A 20,733-nucleotide genomic window follows, 5' to 3' on the forward strand; every position below is an offset into this window, starting at 1 on the left:
GGCGCACTCTCGGTGCGACTGCGCTACCGCCGCGGCAGTCGGTGCAGGCCGCCCAGCATCAGGCGGGTGGCGAACTCGGTGGCGGCCTCAGGATCGACGGGGTCGCGGGTGACCATCACCATCGAGATTTCGAAGGCGACACCCGCCATCGATGCGCTGAGGTAGGAAACATCGACATTCGGCAGCACGCCCGAAGCGATGGCGGTTCGGATGTCGTCGTTCAGCGCTTTGGCCAGCGCGCGCACATCCGGCTTGTCGAGCAGCGTACGCACGGCGGTGAAGCTCGAACGCGCCAGCGCCAGCAGTTCGGGATCCTCGGCCAGGAAGTTGAAGTAGACAGAATAGTGCTGATGGAGAAATTCCTCGGCCGTCGCCGCCTTGGCACGCCCCTGGCGATGGCGATGCAGCAGGACACCGGTGAGCTCGCCCACCACGGCCTCGAAGATCTCGTCCTTGTCCTTGAAGTAATTGTAGAACGTGCCTGAGGCGAGATCGGTGCGTCGCACGATGTCGCGCACGCTCGCCGCGCCGTAGCCCATCTCTGCAAAGACCGCGCGAGCGGCTTTCAGGAGGGCGGTGCGGTTCTCCGCCTTGTTCTGTTCGCGCCGGCCGGATCGTTCGGTGCGCGAGTCCGCGGTTGCAGTGTCTTCAACCATTCTGGCGTCCTGTCATCGTCCCAACTGCGCCAGTTCGTGGCGCAGACCCGCTACCATATCGTCCATCGCCCGTGCGGCAGCCTGCAAGGCCCCACGCATGCCGACAAAGCCGTGGATCAGCGTATCGAATTCACGATGGATGGTCTTCACGCCTGCTGCCGAGAGACGCTTGGCGTAGGCTTGGCCTTCGTCGCGCAACGGGTCGAAGCCCGCCGTGAAAACCAGCGCCGGTGCCACGCCCGAGAGGTCGGTGGCCCGAAGCGGCGAGGCGCGTGGATCGTCGATCTCGGCCGGCGTGTTGAGGTATTGGCCGCGAAACCACTCCATATCGGCATGGGTCAGCAGGAAGCCGTCACCGCAGCTCTTGTGCGAGGGGGTGTCACCGCCGAGATCAGCGGCGGGGTAGATCAGCCATTGCAGGCAAGGTGGACGGGGTTCACTTCGCAGCTCCTGCGCTGCCACGGCAGCGATGGTGCCACCGGCCGAGTCGCCCGCCAGCACGATGCGGTCGGGATCGAGGCCAAGGTCGACTGCCTCAGCTGCCAGCCAGCGAAAGGCCGCGACGCCATCATCGATGGCAGCGGGAAATTTGTGTTCTGGAGCCAGTCGATAATCGACCGAAACCACGGCGCAGCCCGAGCGGGCGCAGAAGTAGCGGCAGGCGAGGTCATAGCCTTCGAGGCTGCCGATCACGAAGCCGCCGCCGTGGAAGTAGAGGATAGTCGGCAACAGGCGGGCAACGGAGTGCGCTGGCCGGTAGATGCGAATACGCAGGGGGCCTGCTGGACCTGCCATGGTGCGATCGACGATCTCGCCCACCGGGGCAGGCCGGCCGCTCAGCAGCAGCATGAAGGCATCGAAATCTTGCCGGGCCTCGACGACGCCAAGTTGATGCAACGGCTTTTGGCCACTGCGGGCGAGGAGCTGCAGGAACCACTGCGTACGGCCATCCAGCGTGCGGCCGTCGACGGCCGCAGGCGGCCCGGTGATGATATTCACCCAAGAGATCGGCATGCGCAGGGCCAAGTTGGCGGCCTTGCCCTGCAGTTCTCGCGCGATCTCCTTCAGAACCATGGGATCGTTCCTACCACTGCGTCCCGCCGTTGTGGAGCCCGGCCGGTCTGGGTAGCGTGAGAAATGCCCTATACGGAGGCAGACGACACCTATTCCGATGCGCTTCGCCGCGAAATCATGCGCAGCGAACAGCAGCGCATGCGGGTGATCGCGATCGTCCTGGCGGTCTTGCTCGTTGCCGCGCTGCTCGTCCTGAATTTCATCCCGCAGATGGACGAGCGCCTGTTTGACCAGAAGGTCCCGGACTGGGTACCACTCGTCGGCATCGGACCCTACCTCCTTTACGAGTTGGCGGCGCTCGGCATCCTCCGGTGGCGAATTGCCAGGGGCAAGGACTTTCCCCGCATCGCGCGCTTCGGCAACGCCCTGATCGAAACGTCGTTGCCGGCAACCATCACCTACGCGCTGAGCAGCTATATGCAGCCGCAACTCGTGTTCGCCTTCTGGCCGCCGCTGCTGTTCTTCGTTTTCATCCTGCTGTCGACCTTGCGGCTCGATTTCTGGCTTTCGGTATGGACGGGCGCTGTCGCCGCGACGCTGCAGATGGCACTGGTGTTCGTGTTGCTGCCCCAGGAGCCGGGAGCTACCGCCGAAGACATGCCGCTGTTCTATGTCGGTCGCAGCACCGTGCTGTTCTGCAGCGGCATCGTTGCAGGACTGGTCGCCATGAGCCTGCGCCGTCAGTTCGAGAATTCCATCCTTGCGGGAGCGGCGCGCGATCGCGTGACCAATCTGTTCGGCCAGCATGTCTCGCCCTCGGTCGTCGAACGTTTGCTCGCCACGCAGGCCGAACCGCCGAGCGAGTTGCGCACCATATGTGTACTTTTTCTCGATATCCGTGGCTTCACGGCGATGGCGCGAAATCGGTCTGCCGAGGAGACGGTGGCGCTGCTCAACGCCTTCTTCGCCGAGATGGTCGATGTCGTCGATTGCCACCACGGCATCATCAATAAATTCATGGGCGATGGATTCCTCGCCTTGTTCGGCGCGCCCCTCGATGATCCGGCCGCCGCGAAGAATGCGCTGGCGGCGGCGCGGGCGATGATCGAGACGGTTGAAGCGTGGAACAAGGAGAGGCCATCGCAGGCGCTGCGTGTCGGCATTGGCATCCATATGGGAGAGGCCGTGACCGGCGTCGTCGGGTCCCCGCGACGCAAAGAATATACGGTGATCGGCGATACGGTAAATCTGGCGGCTCGCCTCGAACAGCTCACCAAGGAGACCGGGGCGCAGGTACTGGTGTCCAACTCTGTGCATTCGGCCGTCGCGGCCGATGGCGCGGTCGATCTGGGACCGCTCGCGATCCGCGGTTACGACGAGAAGGTGCAGGTATGGCGGGTGATGTGAGCTGGTACTTCGCCTATGGCTCCAACATGGATGTCGACCGGCTCTTCGAGAAGCGCTTGCGGCCCGAAGGCGTGGCGCCGGGCGAGCGCGTTGCCGGCCGGCTCGACGGCTGGCGGCTGGCCTTCAACAAGATCGCCCGCTCTCCGGTAGGGGCTGGCGCCGGCAACATCGTGCTGCAGGACGGGGGCGCGGTGCACGGCACGTTGAACGCGTTGCCGGCAAAGGGCTTCGATATCCTGGATCATTTCGAAGGCGTCGCCAGCGGTCACTATGAACGCCGCACGGTTCGCGTCGTGCGCCCCGACATCGGGGCCGATGTCGAAGCCATCACCTATGTTGCGCTGAAAGTCGGCGAAGGACTGCGGCCGACCCGCGAATATCTCGGCTTCCTGCTGGCCGGTCGTGACCTGCTGCCGGCCGACTACTGGGAGAGGCTGCGCACGACCTCGACGCTCGATTGACGTCAATCGCCCAGCAGATGGCGGCGTACGTATCCCTTCAGATCTTCCACCGATTGCCGGGAAGCCGCGTCGTTCGGGCCACCACTGACGCCTAGGGTGCGACAGACGGAAAGGGCCTTGGCCTGTGCGCCAGGGATCGGCTTGCCGTCGGCGCCGCTTGTCATGATGCCGCTCTTTCGCTCGATCCACGAACGATCTGCCTGCTGCTGCAGGACGCACTGGGAGTAGTTTTCGCCGGCGCCAATGGAGTAGGGTCGGCTGCCGTCGAAACCATGTGGGGCATTCGGATAAACCTTCACGTCAATGCGTGCGCCGGCCGCTCGCAGCGCGTCGGCGTAGGTCTGGCACGGTTCGGTCCCGACATAGGTGTCAGCGCCGCCGAGCAGCATGTAGATCGGCGCGCCGGTGGTACGGGGTTGGTAATATTGTATGGCGCAGGCCGGGTAGAACGGCACATGCAGGGCATAGCGAAGGCCGGCGGGAAGGCCAGCAGCGGCAACAAGCTGTTCGTGTGAGGCCATCAGGGCCGAGGTGCCGCCCTTGGAGAACCCCATGATGCCGATATGCGCCCGATCGATGCGGCTATTGGTGCCCAGCGCCTTCAGGGCCATCAGCGCATCGAGATTGAAGTCCTGACCTGTGACGGCCGACTGATCGTGCACCGTCGACGTCACGCCGCGCGGCTTGAAGGAGTCGATCACAACGGCGGCGACGCCCATGGCCACCATCTCGCGCGCAAAACGCCCCTCGCGCGGGTCGCTGACGCCGCCGCTGCCGTGATGGATCACCATCGCCGGCACCGGTCCCGTTTTAGCCGGCCAGTAAATCTCGGCCGTGACCTGAACGGGCTGGCCTTTCTGGCGGCTCTCGAAGCTGATGGTCTCGCGCTGCTGCGCCTCTGCACCGGCACAGGCCAGCAGTGCGATGGCTATCGCGAGAGCCGTGAGCCTCATTGGGCTGCGACGGCTTTTTCCTTCTTGGCGCCGGCCTTGTTGGTCATCGGGTCGAAGCCTTGGAGCTCCTTGACGTCTTCTTCGTGCCAGAAGTTGAGCTCGATCATCACGCCGTCGGGATCATGCACGAAGACCTGCTGCAACGGTCTCGCCGGCACCTTCCTGACCTCGAAGGGCATGTTGTCCTTCTTGATCTGATCGAGAGTGCCGCGGATGTCCGAGCAATTGATGGCGATATGGTCGATGGCGCCGCTGCCCTGATCGCCGCGTCCGGTCTCGGACACGATATGCAGGATCGCCTTCTCCCCGGCATACATCCAGGCGCCAGGGAAGGGGAAAGGTGGCCGGTCACCGTTGGTCAGGCCGACATAGCGCTCATAGAAGCGCACCGTGGCGTCGAGGTCTTTGCAGAAAATATTGTAGTGGTCGAGCGAGAGTGCGGGCATTGGCTTCTCCCAGGGCTTGCTGTGGAGAAGCTTACAACAGTCGGGCTCAACCGTGGCAGCAGGATTTCTCGGCCTTTTGCTCGTATTTGTCGTGGTGTTTCACCCAGTCGGAGAGGTTTCCGCCGGGCGGCTCGTTGCGGCCCTTGGGCGTGATGTCGAGGAAACCGTAGACCGTGCCGGTATGCTCTGTGCCGCGGGCGAACACCGAGTAGGTATGGAATATCTGGCCGGCTTCATCTTTGGTGAAGACGGAGTAACCCGGCAGCTCGTCGATCTCGTAGTCCTGTTCCACGAAATTGTAGAAGACCTTGCCGCGCGCGCGATCGGCCTCCGTGAAGGAGACGTTGTAGTCGAAATTAAAGTCCGAGCCGGCCGAGGACACCCATTTGAAGTGCCAGCCCATGCGCTTGTGGAAGGGCGCAATCTTGGCGTAGGGCGCACGCGAGACGGCGACCAACATCACGTCATGATTGACCAGATGGACTAGCGAACCGTCGGACTGGTCGGCGCCGAACGAACAGCCGACGCATCCTTCCTCCCAATCCGGTCCGAACATGAAATGCTTCACGATGAGCTGGCTGCGGCCGGCAAACAGGTCGGACAGCGTCTCCTTGCCGTCAGGCCCTTCGAATACATAGTCCTTCTCGACCTTTACCCACGGCAGCTCGCGGCGCTGACGGGCAATCTCGTCCTGGGCCCGAAGATGGGCCTTCTCCTTCTCGAGCAGGACACGGCGGGCGGTGATCCATTCTTCGCGAGAGACGGTCTTGTGCGTCTGCATGATCGACTCCTCTCTAGAGTTGCTCGTGACGATTCAAGACAGCGTTGAGTACGGTCGGAGGAACGACTATGCGCTCATCCTCGTAAGCACGTCGTAGTTCGTCGACATGCTTGTCGGGCTCACGCGTCAGCCCGGCAATCCGGTCGATGAAGCTGAGGTCGAGTTCAGCATCGTTCAGCGTCATTGCGCCCCAGACGTCCCAAGGCAGCATCTCGTGGTTGTTAAGAGCCGCCACGTCGCGGATGACGTTGCTGGCAATGAACCACAAACCGAACATATCGAGTATGCCGAATGTGCCGGGATCGGCCCTGCCTTGGCGGCACAGCGCCCACGCATCGCCAGCAATCAGGAACTTGTCGCGTGGCACGTCGAGCGGATCGAAATCGATCCCAAGGAACTTGCGTTGGCGCGCGTCAAGCTGCGCATCGGCCAGCACCCAGCGCTCCTGGTCCTCGTTCCAGTATTCCGTCACCCAGTGATCCAGGAACTTGCCCTTCTCGAAATAGGTGGCGAAACCGCAGCGTGCCCGCGCCGGCACGCCCCGCGTGCGCAACATGGCGACGTGCATCAGGGTGAAGTGCCGGCAGACGCCGACCAGGCGCTCGTCCACGGGGCGGGCTTCGAAGAGGGGCCTGGAGTCGCGAGAGACGATGCGCTCCAGGATCGATTCAACACCCCGGAGGTGTGGTTCCTCGAGCTGGGCAGGCTTCAGCGTCACTCCGTAGGCCGGGGCGATGTGCTGATGGAGCAGCACGCCTTGGGCGACCCCGGCGAGGCCGCCTACATCTTGTGGCAGGCCGTTGAACAGGGCGGCGTGACGGCCAGCATCGGTGAATGCCGTAGTGCGCCGCCACTGGTCGACGTTCATGCGAACACCCTTTCCAGATTATCGAGCGCAGCGGTCCAGCCGCGCCGATGATCGTCGCGAGCCGTCTCGCTGAAGAACTGCTCGTGGGTCAGGGTAAGGATCGTCCCGTCGGTGTCGGGCTTGAGGTCGACCGTCACCTGCGATTCGCGTTCGGGCGTGCTCTGCCAGGCCCAGGAGAAGACGAGCTTCTCGTCCGGTACGATCTCGCGATAGATCCCGCTCACGCTGTGATGTTCACCGTCCGGCGTCCAGAACTGGACGCGGAAACGGCCGCCGACACGCAGATCGGTCTCGGCGATGGGCGTCTTGTCATGGCCGGTGACGCCCCACCAGCGGATCATTTTTTCCGGCTTCGTCCAGGCTTCGTAGACTTTTTGCGGCGGGGCTTTGAGGCGTCGTTTGAGGGCGAGGCTGGGCTTGCTGGCCATGAATCTTCCTCCAGGAAAGCGGCGAGGCGATCGAGCTGCTGTGTCCAGTAGCGCTCGTAATGGGCGAGCCAGTTCATCGCTTGCTCCATCGGCTCTGCCTTGAGCTGGCAAGTGACGGTGCGGCCCGTTTTGGAGCGCACGATCAGGCCGGCATCAGAGAGCACGTCGAGGTGCTTCATGATTGCGGGCAGAGAAACCGGGAAGGGGCGCGCGAGTTCGCTGACGCTGACCCCGTTCTCCTCGTCGAGGCGGGCGAGCAACGCACGCCGGGTCGGGTCGGCCAGCGCGGCGAAGGTGCGATCGAGGGCGGCAGCTTGATAGTTAACCATAGAGTTAAGTGTTAGTGCGGCAAGCCGCGCCTGTCAAGGGTGGCGGGTCGCCGGGCAGAGGTGACGCTACGTCCCGCGCCGTAACATCGGCTCGACGCCGACACCTATGGTGACCTCCCCACAAGCATCGGGAGGTCACCATGACGGTCACCGTTTTCATCCGTTACGTTCTCGATCCCTTCAAGCTCGACGCCTTCGAGCGCTATGCGCAGAAGTGGCTCGAAGTCATCCCGCGCTGCGGCGGCAGGTTGCAGGGGTACTTCATGCCGCACGAGGGCACGAACAATATCGGCTGGGCACTGATCTCGTTCGACAGCCTGGGCGCCTACGAGGCCTATCGCGGCCGGTTGAGGGCCGATACCGAAGGCGTGGCGAACTTCGACTTCGCCAAGCGCGAACGGTTCATCCTGTCCGAGGAGCGCACCTTCCTGCGTCAGGTCACGCCAGCTTCTTGATCAGCTCCTGAGCGGCGGCTGGATTGCGCACCTTGGCGCCGGAGATGAAGTAGACGAAGGCATCGCCCTTCTTCGCCCAGGCCTTGCTGCGCTTGGCCCACTTGTCGAGGTCGGCCGGCTTGTAGCCCGTCTTCACCTTTTCTTCAGCGCCCATCAGCCGTGCATAGGTGAAGTCGGCCGTTGGCTCGTCGATCTCGGGGAAGTCCTTGTCGTGGGCATAGATGATGGCGGCGTTGTACTTGCGCGCCAGATCGTAGAAGCGCTTGTCCTTGAAGCTGTCGTGCCGCACCTCCAGAGCGTGGCGCAGCGGCAGCTTGCTCACTTCTCGCGGCAGCAGCTTGAGGAAGGCTTCGAAGTCCTCGGGATCGAACTTCTTGGTGCCCATGAACTGCCAGTTGATGGGCCCCAGCCGGTCTTTCAATTCGACCAGCCCCTGGGTGACGAAGCGCTGCACCGATTCGCCGGCCTCGGCCAGGACGCGACGGTTGGTGCAGAAGCGCGACGCCTTGACGGCGAATACGAAGCCGTCGGGTGTTTCGTCACGCCACTTGGCCCAGCTCGCGGGCTTGAAGCTCGAATAGTAGGTGCCGTTGATCTCGATCGAGGTGAGCTTGCGGCTGGCATATTCGAGCTCGCGCTTCTGCGTCAGCCCTTCGGGATAGAAAGGGCCGCGCCAGGGTTCGAAGGTCCAACCGCCGATGCCGACATAGATTTTACCGCTCATGGTATCGAGTATATCGCAATCGACGGCGAGAGCAGCCCTGTCAGGCGATCTCCAGCACGGTCTTGCCCAGCCCCTGTCCCGTCAGGGCGAACTCCAGCGCCGGTGCGAACTTTTCGAGCGGGAAGGCGCGGCCCACAGCGGGAACGAGGCGGCCATCGGCGACCCACGAGAGAAGCTCGGCGACATGAGCGTTGGCCTTTCTCTCTTCGAACAACACGAACTGGCGGACATCGACGCCGACCAGCGCCGCACCCTTCATCAGGGTGAGATTGGACTTGAGCGCGGGAATAGGGCCGCCGACGAAACCCACGACGAGATGGCGTCCGCCCCAGACCAGGGACCGGAACGCCGGTTCGAAGAGGGGCCCGCAGACCGGATCGAAAACCACGTCAGGGCCCTTGCCGCCGCATGCCGCCTTCAGCCGGTCGCGCCAGCCCTCCGGTGCCGTGTCGATCACGTGATCGGCGCCCTGGGTGCGGGCGAAGGCGCGCTTCTCCTCGGTCGACGCGGCTGCGATCACTTCCGCGCCCATCGCTTTGCCCACCTGGATGGCGGCCATGCCGACGCCGCCGGCCGCGCCCAGTACGAGCAACCGCTCGCCTGCGGCCAGCGCGCCGCGGTCGCGCAGACCGTGCAGGGCCGTGAGGTAATTGACCCGAAAACCCGATGCCTGCGCGAAGCTCATGCGTGCGGGGATCTGCACCGTGTCGGCGGCCGGCGCCAGCGCGAACTGCGCGAAGCCACCGCGTACGGACGCCATGACCCGGTCGCCCGGCGCGAGGCCATCGACCCCCGTGCCCACGGCCTCTACCCAGCCGCCGACTTCCTTGCCCGGCGTGTGCGGCAGGGGCGGCTTCACCTGGTACCGGCCCAGGGCGACCAATGCATCGACATAGCCGACACCGCAGGCCGCCACCTTGATCAGGACCTCACCTGGTCCCGGCTTCGGCGTTTCGCTCTCCAACAGGTGATAGTCGGCGATCGAGTCGAGTGTCGAGGCCTGGACGAACTTCATGCGGCGTCTCCCGGAAGCTATTTGCCGGACGTGTATAGCCGCAGAAAGGCCTATGCCTACACCGCTACTGCGGCGATTGTGGTGGCGGGCGTGTCTCGGGCATCAGGAAGCTGACGACCGTCAGGCCGACGGCCGCGACGGCAGCGAGACAGAGGAAGGCGATCGAGCTGTCATACGAGTCGGTGACGTAGCCAGCGAGCGTAGGGCTGAGCGATGCGCCGATTCCCGTCATCGTGCCGACCATTCCCTGGGTGAGATTGAATCGCCCGGTGCCACGCGTCAGGTCTGCAATGGTGAGGGGGATCAGTACGCTGAAGACCGATGCCGTCAGGCCATCCAGCAATTGCACGGCGACCAGCAGATAGGGGTCGCTCACCGTAGCGAAGAGAACGCCACGAATCGGCAGGAAGGTGAAGCCGGCGATCAGCAGCGGCCGGCGGCCCCAGCGTTGCGCTTGACGCCCGACCCAGGGCGAGAAGATCGCGACGATGAGTTGCGGACCGACCATACAGGCGGCGATCAGCACCGTCGCCCAGTCGCTGAGACGCGTCGTGAGAACACTGCCCATGAGCGGCAGCATTGCGGCGTTGGCGAGATGGAACAGCAGGATGCAGCCACCGAAGATCAGCAGCGGAGACCTGAGCAGGAGGCGGCGAAGATCGGTCGGCGCGCGCAGTTCCGCTTGCCCCTCATCTGGCTTGCGCTTCATCGGCGCGTTGCCATGCGCCTGTTCGGGATCGATCTCGCGCGGTGCGATGGTGCGAAGCGCCAGCCAGACAGGAATGAGCAGTGCCGCGGTCACGAAGAAGACGGCACTCGTCGAGACCAGGTAACCGACTACGCCCATCACGCCGGCCGTCAGGCCCGCTCCGATCGACGCAAAGCGGGCGTTGCGTCCGAGCCGTTCGCCGATACCGGCCGGACCGACAAGGCCGAGACTGATCGCCACGATGGCGGGGCCAAGGACGCAGCTCGCCGCGGCGTGCAGGCAGGCGGCGGCGAGCACCACCGGGAAGATCGGCCAGAGCGCGTAAGCGAGTGCGCTCACGCTGATCAGGCCGACGGCGATGGCGGCGACAAACCGCTCGGAGCGCGCCGCATCGAGCAGCGCGCCGCCTGGGATCTGGCCGACCAGACCGACCAGGCCGGCGGCGGTGAGCACGAGGCCGATATCGACCTGTGTCCACTTCTCTGCGGTGAGATAGACGGCAACGAAGGGCCCGAAGCCCGTCTGCACGTCGGCGACGAAGAAGACGAACCAGTCGAGCCCGCGCAGGCTGCGCTTCGATGGATGAGATACAGTGCAGGAGGGTTCGGCCACGATGATCCTGTGGCCAGTTAGGGAAGAGGCTCCAGGATCCCCGATGCGCCGAGGACCACGATGGGCTTGCCTTCCTTGAATTCAGGGGCGAGCTTGACCTGATCGCGCGTCAGCTCGAGGACGATGCCGTAACGCTTGCTCGCTGCGGGCACGAAGTGAAGCGCCTTCCACTCGACGGCGATCTTGCGGCTGCCGACACCGAGAAAGCCACCGAAGTCGATGATCGCCGCGCGCGTTCGGCCCGCGCTGTCGACGATGACGTCGACGATGCGTCCCATGTTCTCATCGGCGGCACTGCGGACCTCGTTGCCGAGAATGCCGCGGGCTTCCTGCGTGTCGATGACGGTGACTGAAGGTGCTGCGACTGGTGGTACGGCCGGGGGAGGGGCAGGTGCCGGTGCCGGCGATGTTGCTGCGGGAGGTGCTGGGGACGTTGGCTGTTGGGCGGTGTCGGGACTGCTTTGTGCAGTCAGCATTTTTGACGCCGAGACGAGCATAAGCAGCGCCATCGCCGGCACCATCACTCGAAGCCTGCCACCCATTGCCCCCTCCAGCGAAACATCCGCCGGAGTGTCAACACGTCAGGCTTTGCGTGGTTCCCTCGCTCAACGCGATGAGACGATTGAAACCTGCACGTGGCCCTGCGAACGCAGCATCTCGAGCGAGACTTCCTCGCCATGGCGCCGCACCTTGATGTCGACGCTCGATGAGCCGAGCTGCAGATTGCGCAATGTCACCTCGTCCAGAAACGCAGGCATTCGTGGATTGCGCAGGCATATCTCGCCACGCCGTGGTTCGAATTCCAGCCCGAGCGACGCCTGGACCAGCGAGAACGGCGTCGCGCTCGCCCAGGCCTGCGGCGAGCAGGCCACGGGATACAGGGTCGGTCCCTGGCCGCGCTGCCGCTGGAATCCACAAAACAGCTCCGGCAGACGACGCAGGTCCATGTAGGACGCCGCATTGAACAGACCCTTGAAGACCTGTTCGACGGCTCCGCTGAAGCCATAACGTGCCAACCCGAGCGCGATCAATGCATTGTCGTGTGGCCAGACCGAGCCATTGTGATACGACATGGGATTGTAGCGTACTTCTCCCTTGGCGACCGTGCGGACGCCCCAGCCCGAGAAGAATTGTGGACTGAGCAGTCCGGCACTCACTGCGGCAGCGCGATCGGCGCGGGCAATTCCCGTGAAGAGCAGATGTCCGGCATTCGAGGTACGAACGCGGCAAGGTTGCTTGTCGCCGTCGAGCGCCAGAGCATAGGTTCCCAATTCAGGGCACCAGAAGGCGGCGTCGAAGCGCTTCGCCAGGCTCTTGGCTTCGGCTTCGAGACGACGGGCCATATCGACCTGGCGCATCCGCCGTGCGCAACGGGCGATGGCTACTTTGGCGGCGTAGACATAACCCTGCACTTCCGCCAGGGCGATGTAGCCTTCGGCCAAGCGGCCGTCAGCATGGAAGATCGCATCGAAGGAATCCTTCCAGCCTTGATTGGCGAGGCCCAATTCGCTGGCGCGGCGATACTCCACGAATCCGTCCTGGTCCGGATCGCCGAGACCGTCGATCCAGCCGAGTGCCGCCTCGACAGCAGGCCAGAGGGCGGCGACGGTATCGAAATCCTCCGTCCGCTCGGCATAGAGACCGACGAGCAGCACGAAGAGGGGCGTGGCATCGACGCTGCCGTAGTAGAGCCCGAATGGCACTTCGCGCAGAGCGGCCATCTCACCGCTGCGCATCTCGTGGACGATCTTGCCCGGTTGCGCATCGGCGAGCGGGTCAGTTTGCTTGGCCTGATGGGCTGCAAGGCGGCGCAGGACTCCGCGGGCGACCTTTGGATCGCACCACAGCATCTGTAGTGCCGTAATGAGGCCGTCCCGGCCGAACGTCGTCGAGTACCAGGGAATGCCTGCGTAGGGATAGCGGCCCTCCGGCGTATCCGTCGTCAGCATCTGCAAGTCCGCCGCGGAGCGGCACAGGATCTCGTTGAAGATCTCGTTCGAAGTCTCGATCGTGGTGGAATCGCGTGTGACGCTGCGCAGCTCGCGGCGCACCGTCAGCAATCCGGAGAGGAACGGCGCGGCTCGTTGTTCCTCGGGCTTGTCACAAGCCATAGCGAGGAAGATGGGCTGCATTTCGCCCGGTGCGACAACGAGCCGGTAAGTTGCGATGGTGGGTGCGAGTTCGGTCGGCGGTGGGTCGAACGTGAGCGTGGTGGTGCGGGTCTTGCTGTCGAGACCTTTGTACGCCAGCAGTACGCGATCCGGTCCGAGCACTTCTTGCCGGGCGACGCCGCGACGCGGGCGCTGCAGACCTCTCACCTCGAACAGGTCGGCAAAGTCATTGCGGAACAGGATCGACAGAGAGAGCTCGATGGGCCTGTCGCTGTGATTACGCACGGCTACCCGCTGGTAGGCCGTTCCACGCCAGAGGAACATCGTGCGGCCGATATGCAGCAGGTCCTTCTGCAACATGATCTTGCCGTCGACATAGAAGTCCGCGTTGGTCAGGTCGACCGAGAGAAGTGTGTTGTCATCGCGCAGATTGGATCCGAGCAGCAGGAGCTGCTGGCCGTTCACGAGTAATTCGAGATGCGAAAGGAATCGCGTATCGTTGTGGAACACACCGTCTGTTCCGCCCGCTGATGCGCCGATATCACCATAGCTGTCGACGACGGCGAACGTATCGCCGTACTTGAGGGTGCGGCGCGGCCGCGTCGCCGTTCCCGTCGCGGGGATATAGAACGGCGTCTCCGCGACTGCGTCGCCGTGAGTGGCGGTCGTTGCAAGCAAGGTCTGGCCGGCCGACATGACATCTCCGATCCGTTCGTTTGCACCATGATCAACTTACGATGCTCGGCGTCACCTTCAATGGTTCATTACGCCGCCGCCAGGATCGGCCGTCCTTTTAGCAAAGTCGGAGTGAGCGATTGCGTTCGGTCGGCAACCGCCTTTTGAGATGGAGAGGTCGCGTGAGTTTGGTTAGAGAAATACTGGGCGGAGCGCCTTGATGAGGTCCAGTGTGGCCAAAGCGACGATGGCGGCGAAGACACGAAAAACATCGGAAGCATCGGCACCGGGTGAATGTCTTTGCGGTGCCGTACAGATCGAGATCGACGTTCCGGCCCGATGGGCTTGGCACGATCATTCCAGTGCCACCAGGCGTGCGCACGGTTCCGCCTACGCGACCTACGTCGGCAGTTGGCGCAGCCGCTTTCGGATAACCAAGGGCCAAGCAGAAGTCACGCGGTTTCGAGACGAGACCACCGGGACGACAAGGAACTTTTGCGCCCGATGTGGAACGCCGCTCTTTTATGAGCGAGCTCGCTCGGCGCAGATGGTCAACGTACCTCGCGCACTCTTCAAGAGCCGCACGGGTCGCGAACCCCGCTATCACGTTGCCATCGACGAGTTGCAGGAGTGGACCTATCTCGGTGAGAGACTCGTTCCCCTAAAGGGCTTTCCTGGGGTCGTGTGGGAGCGCCCGACCAGAAAGAAGCGGCGCGAAACCAGTGGACCATTCTGATTCGATTGCGGGAGTCGCTTACCGATCGACCCGGTAAAGGCGCCACCGCTTCGGCACGCCTTTGAGTTGGTGAATGCCGCGATCCTTGAATCGGATTTCAGACGGCGACATCAGATCCTTGACCGAGCTCGAGACCAGGACTTCGCCTGCGCGCGCTTTCGCGGCGACGCGTGCGCCGATGTGGAACGCGAGACCGGAGACGTCGGGCCCGCTCACCTTGTATTCGCCGGCGTGTAGTCCCACCCTGATCTCCAGCCCCAGCGTGCGCACGGCCTCGCGGATTGCGGTCGCGCACTGGATCGCCGACGCCGGCGCCTTGAATGTCGCGAGCAGTCCGTCCCCCGTCGTCACGACTTCCTTTCCACGCAATGTCTTCAGCTCTCTACGGACGGTGGCGTAGTAGTGATTTATCACCTGTGTCCAACGTGAATCGCCGAGCCGCGCGGCTTTTTCCGTGGACTGGACGATGTCGACGAACAGGATCGTGGCGAGCACTTGTTTGAGTTCGGCGGCCCGATTGGCAGGTCGGCGCTTGATGGCGATGTTGCCGGCCAGCGGTTCATAGCGATGGCTGCGCCGCCGGGCGATCGCATTTCTCACATAGTCTTCGGCGGCTTTCACTGCGCCGCAACGAATTGCTTTCTCTCGCGGTGGAACCGTCCAGTAGACCTTTCGTCCATCGCCAACGCCATGGACCTCGACGGCTCCCCACTTCAGGAAAACCATCGAGCCAACCCGGCGAATCCACCATGCCTTTGACGTGTAACCAGACACGTTCGATTGGTGGACTCCAATGCGAAGAAACTTGGGCATGTGCGTGCGGTGCGGCTATTCCGTATGGCCCATCAAGGGTGAAATGTGATCGCGCATTCCCGCCTTGGCAACAATCTTCAGCACTAAGTCAGCAGCCCAAGGCTTCTGAAACTCGCACGTCCTTTGCGACCGATCACGAGATGGTCGTGGATCGAGATGCCAAGGGCTCCTGCCGCGGACTTGATTTCGCGCGTCATCTCGTGATCGTCTTTTCACGTCAAGGGCTTCGACCGGGGACGTGTAGTGGGGACAGTTGTTCGTGGCGATTCGTGGTCGTCCTGCCAGAATCACGTTCGGTCTCGCCGCGTACCTTCAGGTCACGGTCGATCACTTATCAATGTCCGCTTTGCGCTCGGTTTGGGAGATTGTCCTGTTGTCTGGCAATGTCGGAGAAGGGCGATTAGCAGACATCGCATGGCACGCTGGGCGTTGAGCGCATTATCGATCATCATTGCAACGCGCGGGGAACCGGTGGCACCTGCTCACCATCCGTGCTCGTTCCGGTGATGACCACCACCGAGGCAGTAGTGCCGGCGCGCAGTTTGATGCCGTCTGGAACCTTCTCGATGCGCACCATCACCGGTATGCGCTGCGCGAGCCGGATCCACTCGAAGGTCGGCTTGACGGAGGGCAACTGCTCGAAGCCTGTGCTGCCGTTTTGCTGGGCAATGCCCCAGCCGATGCTGTCGACACGGGCCTCCAAAGGAGTGTCGGGATAGCTCATCAGCGTGACGACGGCCCTATCGCCTTTCTGGAAGCTCCCCACGAAGGTTTCCCGGAAGAATGCCTGGACGTAGAAGCTGTTGGCATCAATCACGGCCAGCATCGGTTGATTGGCAACCGCGGAATCCCCGACACGCAATTGTAAGTTGGTGACGTACCCATCTGCGGGGGCCCAAACCTTCGTGAAACCCAGGTTCAATTTAGCGAGTTCCAGGTCCGCCGTGGCCCGGCGCAGCCGGGCGTTCGCCTCTCCGGGCGCGCCGAGATTGGCCAACCCACGAGCCACATCGTCTTTCGCTTGCGTGTGCGCAGCGGTCACCTGGTTCACTCGCGACCGGGCCTCGTTTAACCGTGCGTCGGCCGTCAGGTGCGCCGTAAGCGCGTTGTCGTATTCTCTCTGCGACGTGACATTCGACGCAAGCAGCTGCTTGGCACGCTCGAAAATGATCCGCGCGTCCTCCGCCGTTGCGGTGGCACTCCCGACCTCGAACCCGGCCTGGTTGAGCTCTGATTGGCGTTGCTCGACGATGTCCTTTAGTCCGTCAACTTGTTTGACGAGAGCCGCGATGATGTCGCGCATGTTATCGCGCTCGGCATGCGCGAGATCCACGGTCGCCTGGAATGTGCGTGGGTCGATCTCGAACAGAAGATCGCCCTTCTTCACCAGCTGATTGTTCTGGATCGGCACGCGAACGAGCTCACCGGAGACGCGCGGGACGATCTGGATAACCTGCGCCCGCACTAGGCCGTCCCGCGTCCAGGGATATTTCACATAGTCATAGTACTTGTAGGCAATCACGCCGAGGGCTGCCAGCACGACCACGCCTGTGGTGATGAACTTCACGTTCGGTTTCATGCCTGTCATCCCGGAATCAGAAAGATGGAGAACAGGCCGGTGTAGATCACGGTCAGCGCGATCAGCACCAGCGGCGGATGATAGAAGTAGCGTGACAGCCGGAAACGGTTCGAAAGCCGCGCCGTGATCGTGGCGGCGAGGAGACCCAGCGCGGCATCGACCAGCATTGGCGGGAAGAAAACTTCTCCGACGTACAGCTCGTGCGGAATCAGGGTCATCGCCATGTCTCCGTCAGAACCGGGCCTCACGCAGGCGAGCCCAATCGGTGCCGCCCGAGTGCTTCGCAAAATTCACCAACTCTTCCGATACGCCACGAAAGGCACCGAGCAGACGAATTGAATTCTCGTTCTCGCGTGTCGAAGTGCTTGTCTGGTCCTCCCCGGCAATCACCTCTTCGATCTGATCTTCAAGTCGCTCCACCATCGCGTCGAGCCGCGACCGAAAATCGGCAAAATCCGCCGCCTCGGGATGCTGCGAAAGATTGCTAAAGATATCCTGCAATCCGGCTCGCCAGTCGTGGACCTGGGAAAGCAATTCGCGCGCAAGCACCTGCGATTGCGGCGTCGCGCGGGCCTCGATGAGGTCCTGCATGCGGTAGGCAAGGGCTTGCACGCTGTCGGCGAGCGCCTGCGCCTGCTCGGTCGTGGATTGACCCAGGGCCGCCGCGGGCAGCGCACTTCCCCAGAGGGCGAGCTTGCCCGGGATTCTTGCCAGGCCGCCGAGATGCAACGTGTACCGGAGACGCTGCCATCGCGTCGGCGGCTTGGCGGGGTCCCACTGCAGCGTCGAGGCAAGGTAGGCGCAGCTGCGAAAGAAGCGGCCGAGCAGGCGGAGGAATACGTGCTCGGCGCGGAATGACACGGGGAAGTATGTTGCAACCGCTAGCACGGCAAAAACCAGCGGGAAGACCACGGCGAGGTTTGCAACATTGAGAAAGTTGTAGCTCTGCTCGTTGGCGACCCCCATCACCATGACGAGCAATCCGAGCGCCGCTGCCTTGCCGGCGGCCTGCGTTGGCCGATGGAACAGGCAGCAGATCACGAAGACCGCCGCGAAGAGTACAGCCCCCAGGCCGGCGAAGCTCGCGAGGTGGGGCATTGCCAGCACGTAGATGGCGCCTCCGAGAGTGAGGCCGAATGCGACCGGCAAGAAGATGCTCGCCATCCTAAGCTGCGGCATGACACTAAGCGCCATCGAGAGCGTATTGGTGAGAACGATGAAGTCGACCGTAGCCGGGATGTCTGGCACGTAGATGGCGATGAACCACGCCAGCCACAGGCCCGTGAGCCATCGTGCGACGCTCGCGAGGCGCTCGGGATCGAGCGCCGATGCCAGGGGCGGTACCGCCTCGCCGGTCGGATCGACTTTCGCGCGGCTAAAGTTCCGGATGTCGGCGACCGTCTCAAAGAGATCGCGGGTGAGCTTGTCGATTTCCTGCATGTGACTGCGATAGAGGAGGAACGCGGCCCGCTGGAACGGCGAAAGCGAAGCCGCCTCCTTGTCTTCGAGGTCGAGCGGCACGGATATCGGCCCGCGCTCTGGCGGATGCCCCTCGAGCATGCGGCCGATTTCAGCGAACCGGCGGTCGAGCTCGCTGGCGAATCTTGTAAGCTCCGGAACCAGTCGCCGGCGGTCGACCTCGCTCACCTCTGCCGAACTCTGCCGCCAGCGTTCCAACGTGCCGGTCAGTTGCGACAGCCGATGGATCAAGCGCCGCCACGCGTGGCGGGCCTCCCATACTTCGTAGCTGTCGATCTCCGCGCCGTCGAGCAGATCGCCAAGACGTGCCAACCCTTGCGTGGTCTGTCGACGGAGGGTTTCTGGGCTCTTCACGATGGTCGGCGTGAGATAGTGTGCGGTGAGTTGGCGATGCGCCGTCGCGAGCCGACGGACTGCATCCTCGAGGGCTTCACGGCTGCTGGTCGGCCAGATCAAGAGAAAGACCAGGCTGTAGCTCACGATGCCCAGCGCTGTTTCTTCGATACGAACTACAACGGTCTGAAAATCGTTCAGAGGGTCGGAGCCGCCGGCAAGTGCAAGGAGCGGTACCGAGAACCCGGCGACGTACCAGAAATACCATCGGGAGGTACCCGGCATCATGTAGGTGCAGAAGCCAGTGAAGAAGCTCATGCCGATCAGGAACAGCCAGCGATCCTGCGGGAACAGGGCAATGAGAGTGACGGCCGCCAGACTCCCCAAAAGGGTCCCGGACAACCGCAGCAGGCCCTTGTTCAGCGATTCTCCGACAGTCGACAGGGTGCAGAACGCCACGGCAAAAGCGGCCCAGTAAGCATTTTCCCAATCCATGGAAAGCGCGACGCCATAGGCAAGTACCGTGGCGAGCGCGGTCTTGATTGCCGTCTTGACCCGATCTGACACCACTCTCTGGTCAGGCATGTGCGCCAACTTGCTCAGTTCGAGCGCCCAGCTTCCGACCGAGCATTCGATATGGTGCAAAGGGCTTACGCGCGGCGGCCGAAGCCGTTGACAGTCAAAGCTTAGCCGAAAGGCCTATTCGCCGCCATGCCAGGGCAAGGGCGCCCGGCGCATCAACCGTGTGCCGGTGTGACGGGTCGGGAATGCCGACGCGCTTTTCCTCGACCTCGGTTCGGAGAGGGCGGCAGCGTCAGTGACGGCGAGAGAACATCGACCAGTAGGCCTGCATCAAGGCGAAAATGTAGCCCGTGCTAATGCCAAACAGCAGCATACCGTCAACGGCCTCCAGCGCGCCCATCATCCGCCAATGCCCCTCCAGCGTCAGCCCCGAGGCGCCTCTCGTGGACATCGAGTCCACCGAATAGAGGATTGCATCCAAAGGCGAATCGAGCGCGCCCAGCCATAAATATGCAGCTGCCCAGATCGCGGCTTCGATCCCATGCAGCACAGCCAGCACCAGTCCGGTCGAAGCGACCAGACCAATCACGATCGGAACCACATACCGTAGACCAAGGTGCCGGTTCACTATCCGGGCTCGGATCCTCTCGCTCACGACGGCCAGCATTACCACCCCGGTCGCGTGAATTGCGATCGTCAGCGCGATGAGCGAAAGACCCCAGGTCCAGTTTACGGGTTCCAACAGATCTCCTTTCATCGCGCATTCTTTGCCATGGTGAAACGATCCGCCAAGCGCCCGCCGAGCTACGCTACTCACGTCTGCAATTAGTGACTCTCATTCATTGGCCCATGCATTCGAGCCTCAGTGCGGCAGCTCAACAGGACAGCCTCCAGGCATGGGCCCTGTCGATTTGAGTCAAGGACGCGCACTCTTCCATCTCGGCAAGCTGTCGATGAACAGCCAGCTTGCGGTCTATTACAATGTAGTCAAGCCGGACTATGGCCGCGACTGGCAGTGCTGATTGACCACGACCGTATCAGAGAATTTAGCCGGTTCCTCTGGCACGAGGTGACGGAGTGAGGCGGCGCGTCTTTGCGATGGGTTTCGCAACTTTTCGATTTCGGCCGGAGGCGGCTTTGGGGCATGAGCTGAATGAACACGCGAGCACATCTCGCCCGCAATGCCCTCGACAGCGGACGTACGCGAATTGGGGGATATGCCGCGATAAGGGAGTGTGACTTCCTGCTTTCTTAAGTGAGCAGCCCCAGGCTCCTGAAGCTGGCATGACCCTTGCGGCCAATCACCAGATGATCGTGGATCGAGATGCCCAGCGCTCCTGCCGCGGACTTGATCTCGCGCGTCATCTCGATGTCGTCGCGCGACGGCTTGGGATCGCCACTTGGATGATTATGGACGAGGGTTTCGTGAGGCATATGACATTGATTTTCAAGGAAGTTCGCCAGCATCGATGAGTCAGTGGGGTATGGAACGGGGATCGGTAGTGTATGATCCAACGTGATCTGCATTCTCGATAACACACAGGCATGCCTGTGAACTGCGCAGCACGTTCGATACACGACGTTCATGTAGCGAGCTCGACAGCTTCGGGTACTGTTGTCGTAGCTC

General features: G+C 62.8%; 23 protein-coding genes and 1 pseudogene. 4 read left to right on the plus strand and 20 right to left on the minus strand.

From position 1 onward, the window contains the following. Window positions 1-23 precede the first annotated feature (23 nt). Window positions 24-656 (minus strand): TetR/AcrR family transcriptional regulator, encoded by a 633-nt coding sequence (locus EPO50_RS16490; RefSeq protein ID WP_296345947.1) that lies wholly within the window; start codon window positions 654-656, stop codon window positions 24-26. A 12-nt stretch (window positions 657-668) separates the two neighbouring features. Further along, window positions 669-1,730 (minus strand): alpha/beta hydrolase fold domain-containing protein, encoded by a 1,062-nt coding sequence (locus tag EPO50_RS16495; protein WP_296345948.1) that lies wholly within the window; start codon window positions 1,728-1,730, stop codon window positions 669-671. A gap of 63 nt (window positions 1,731-1,793) precedes the next feature. Between EPO50_RS16495 and EPO50_RS16500 the strand changes: the two genes are divergently transcribed. Beyond that, window positions 1,794-3,077, plus strand: a complete 1,284-nt coding sequence (locus tag EPO50_RS16500; protein ID WP_296345950.1) for an adenylate/guanylate cyclase domain-containing protein — start codon at window positions 1,794-1,796, stop codon at window positions 3,075-3,077. Further along, window positions 3,062-3,538, plus strand: coding sequence for a gamma-glutamylcyclotransferase (locus tag EPO50_RS16505; protein ID WP_296345951.1), 477 nt, complete (start codon window positions 3,062-3,064; stop codon window positions 3,536-3,538). Before EPO50_RS16500 ends, EPO50_RS16505 begins: the two co-directional genes overlap by 16 nt. A 2-nt stretch (window positions 3,539-3,540) precedes the next feature. On the opposite strand, the gene EPO50_RS16510 is transcribed toward EPO50_RS16505, so the two are convergent. The 6 genes from EPO50_RS16510 to EPO50_RS16535 are packed head-to-tail and all read right to left on the minus strand — an operon-like array spanning window position 3,541 to window position 7,343. Further along, complete coding sequence (locus EPO50_RS16510; protein ID WP_296345954.1) at window positions 3,541-4,491, minus strand: dienelactone hydrolase family protein; 951 nt, start codon at window positions 4,489-4,491, stop codon at window positions 3,541-3,543. Beyond that, window positions 4,488-4,937 carry a VOC family protein gene (locus EPO50_RS16515; RefSeq protein WP_296345956.1) on the minus strand — a complete coding sequence of 150 codons (450 nt, stop codon included), beginning with the start codon at window positions 4,935-4,937 and terminating at the stop codon, window positions 4,488-4,490. The genes EPO50_RS16510 and EPO50_RS16515 overlap by 4 nt, the downstream gene beginning before the upstream one ends. 46 nt (window positions 4,938-4,983) lie before the next feature. Beyond that, window positions 4,984-5,718, minus strand: a complete 735-nt coding sequence (locus EPO50_RS16520; RefSeq protein WP_296345958.1) for a thioredoxin family protein — start codon at window positions 5,716-5,718, stop codon at window positions 4,984-4,986. A 13-nt stretch (window positions 5,719-5,731) separates the two neighbouring features. Beyond that, the gene (locus EPO50_RS16525) at window positions 5,732-6,586 is read right to left on the minus strand and encodes a transglutaminase-like domain-containing protein (protein WP_296345960.1); all 855 of its coding nucleotides are present in this window, start codon (window positions 6,584-6,586) and stop codon (window positions 5,732-5,734) included. Further along, on the minus strand, window positions 6,583-6,927 hold the full coding sequence (locus EPO50_RS16530; RefSeq protein ID WP_296345961.1) for an SRPBCC domain-containing protein: 345 nt from the start codon (window positions 6,925-6,927) through the stop codon (window positions 6,583-6,585). The genes EPO50_RS16525 and EPO50_RS16530 overlap by 4 nt, the downstream gene beginning before the upstream one ends. Further along, on the minus strand, window positions 6,924-7,343 hold the full coding sequence (locus tag EPO50_RS16535; protein WP_296345963.1) for a helix-turn-helix transcriptional regulator: 420 nt from the start codon (window positions 7,341-7,343) through the stop codon (window positions 6,924-6,926). The genes EPO50_RS16530 and EPO50_RS16535 overlap by 4 nt, the downstream gene beginning before the upstream one ends. A 140-nt stretch (window positions 7,344-7,483) precedes the next feature. Between EPO50_RS16535 and EPO50_RS16540 the strand changes: the two genes are divergently transcribed. After that, window positions 7,484-7,798, plus strand: coding sequence for an NIPSNAP family protein (locus EPO50_RS16540; protein WP_296345965.1), 315 nt, complete (start codon window positions 7,484-7,486; stop codon window positions 7,796-7,798). Here EPO50_RS16540 and EPO50_RS16545 read toward each other — a convergent pair. The 5 genes from EPO50_RS16545 to EPO50_RS16565 all read right to left on the minus strand — a co-directional run bounded on the left by EPO50_RS16545 (window position 7,782) and on the right by EPO50_RS16565 (window position 13,665). Further along, a complete protein-coding gene (locus EPO50_RS16545; protein WP_296345967.1) occupies window positions 7,782-8,522 on the minus strand; it encodes a DUF72 domain-containing protein in 741 nt (246 codons plus the stop codon). The genes EPO50_RS16540 and EPO50_RS16545 overlap by 17 nt on opposite strands. Before the next feature lie 40 nt (window positions 8,523-8,562). Further along, window positions 8,563-9,537: an NADPH:quinone oxidoreductase family protein gene (locus tag EPO50_RS16550; RefSeq protein WP_296345969.1), complete on the minus strand. Its 975-nt coding sequence runs from the start codon at window positions 9,535-9,537 to the stop codon at window positions 8,563-8,565. Window positions 9,538-9,601: 64 nt separating this feature from the next. Next, window positions 9,602-10,858: an MFS transporter gene (locus tag EPO50_RS16555; RefSeq protein ID WP_296345971.1), complete on the minus strand. Its 1,257-nt coding sequence runs from the start codon at window positions 10,856-10,858 to the stop codon at window positions 9,602-9,604. Between the two features lie 17 nt (window positions 10,859-10,875). Further along, window positions 10,876-11,400 (minus strand): PRC-barrel domain-containing protein, encoded by a 525-nt coding sequence (locus EPO50_RS16560; RefSeq protein ID WP_296345972.1) that lies wholly within the window; start codon window positions 11,398-11,400, stop codon window positions 10,876-10,878. A 63-nt stretch (window positions 11,401-11,463) separates the two neighbouring features. Continuing rightward, window positions 11,464-13,665, minus strand: a complete 2,202-nt coding sequence (locus EPO50_RS16565; RefSeq protein ID WP_296345974.1) for an amylo-alpha-1,6-glucosidase — start codon at window positions 13,663-13,665, stop codon at window positions 11,464-11,466. 226 nt (window positions 13,666-13,891) lie between these two features. Between EPO50_RS16565 and EPO50_RS16570 the strand changes: the two genes are divergently transcribed. After that, on the plus strand, window positions 13,892-14,380 hold the full coding sequence (locus EPO50_RS16570; RefSeq protein WP_296345990.1) for a GFA family protein: 489 nt from the start codon (window positions 13,892-13,894) through the stop codon (window positions 14,378-14,380). Window positions 14,381-14,398: 18 nt separating this feature from the next. On the opposite strand, the gene EPO50_RS16575 is transcribed toward EPO50_RS16570, so the two are convergent. From EPO50_RS16575 to EPO50_RS16600, 7 genes and pseudogenes are all read right to left on the minus strand, one after another. Beyond that, the gene (locus tag EPO50_RS16575) at window positions 14,399-15,193 is read right to left on the minus strand and encodes an adenylate/guanylate cyclase domain-containing protein (protein ID WP_296345976.1); all 795 of its coding nucleotides are present in this window, start codon (window positions 15,191-15,193) and stop codon (window positions 14,399-14,401) included. A gap of 83 nt (window positions 15,194-15,276) precedes the next feature. Then, a pseudogene (locus tag EPO50_RS31545) lies at window positions 15,277-15,393 on the minus strand (JAB domain-containing protein); the annotation flags it as partial. Window positions 15,394-15,641: 248 nt separating this feature from the next. Beyond that, window positions 15,642-16,772 (minus strand): HlyD family secretion protein, encoded by a 1,131-nt coding sequence (locus EPO50_RS16580; protein WP_296345977.1) that lies wholly within the window; start codon window positions 16,770-16,772, stop codon window positions 15,642-15,644. A 5-nt stretch (window positions 16,773-16,777) separates the two neighbouring features. Continuing rightward, entirely contained in the window at window positions 16,778-16,996 is a 219-nt protein-coding gene (locus tag EPO50_RS16585) for a DUF1656 domain-containing protein (RefSeq protein WP_296345979.1), read from the minus strand. 7 nt (window positions 16,997-17,003) lie between these two features. Continuing rightward, the gene (locus EPO50_RS16590) at window positions 17,004-19,169 is read right to left on the minus strand and encodes an FUSC family protein (protein WP_296345981.1); all 2,166 of its coding nucleotides are present in this window, start codon (window positions 19,167-19,169) and stop codon (window positions 17,004-17,006) included. A gap of 229 nt (window positions 19,170-19,398) precedes the next feature. Then, complete coding sequence (locus tag EPO50_RS16595) at window positions 19,399-19,863, minus strand: hypothetical protein (RefSeq protein ID WP_296345983.1); 465 nt, start codon at window positions 19,861-19,863, stop codon at window positions 19,399-19,401. 494 nt (window positions 19,864-20,357) lie between these two features. Further along, window positions 20,358-20,540: a JAB domain-containing protein gene (locus EPO50_RS16600; protein WP_296345985.1), complete on the minus strand. Its 183-nt coding sequence runs from the start codon at window positions 20,538-20,540 to the stop codon at window positions 20,358-20,360. Window positions 20,541-20,733 lie beyond the last annotated feature (193 nt).

Origin of the sequence: Reyranella sp., from assembly GCF_004297405.1 — a bacterium.
Classification (GTDB): Bacteria; Pseudomonadota; Alphaproteobacteria; order Reyranellales; family Reyranellaceae; genus Reyranella.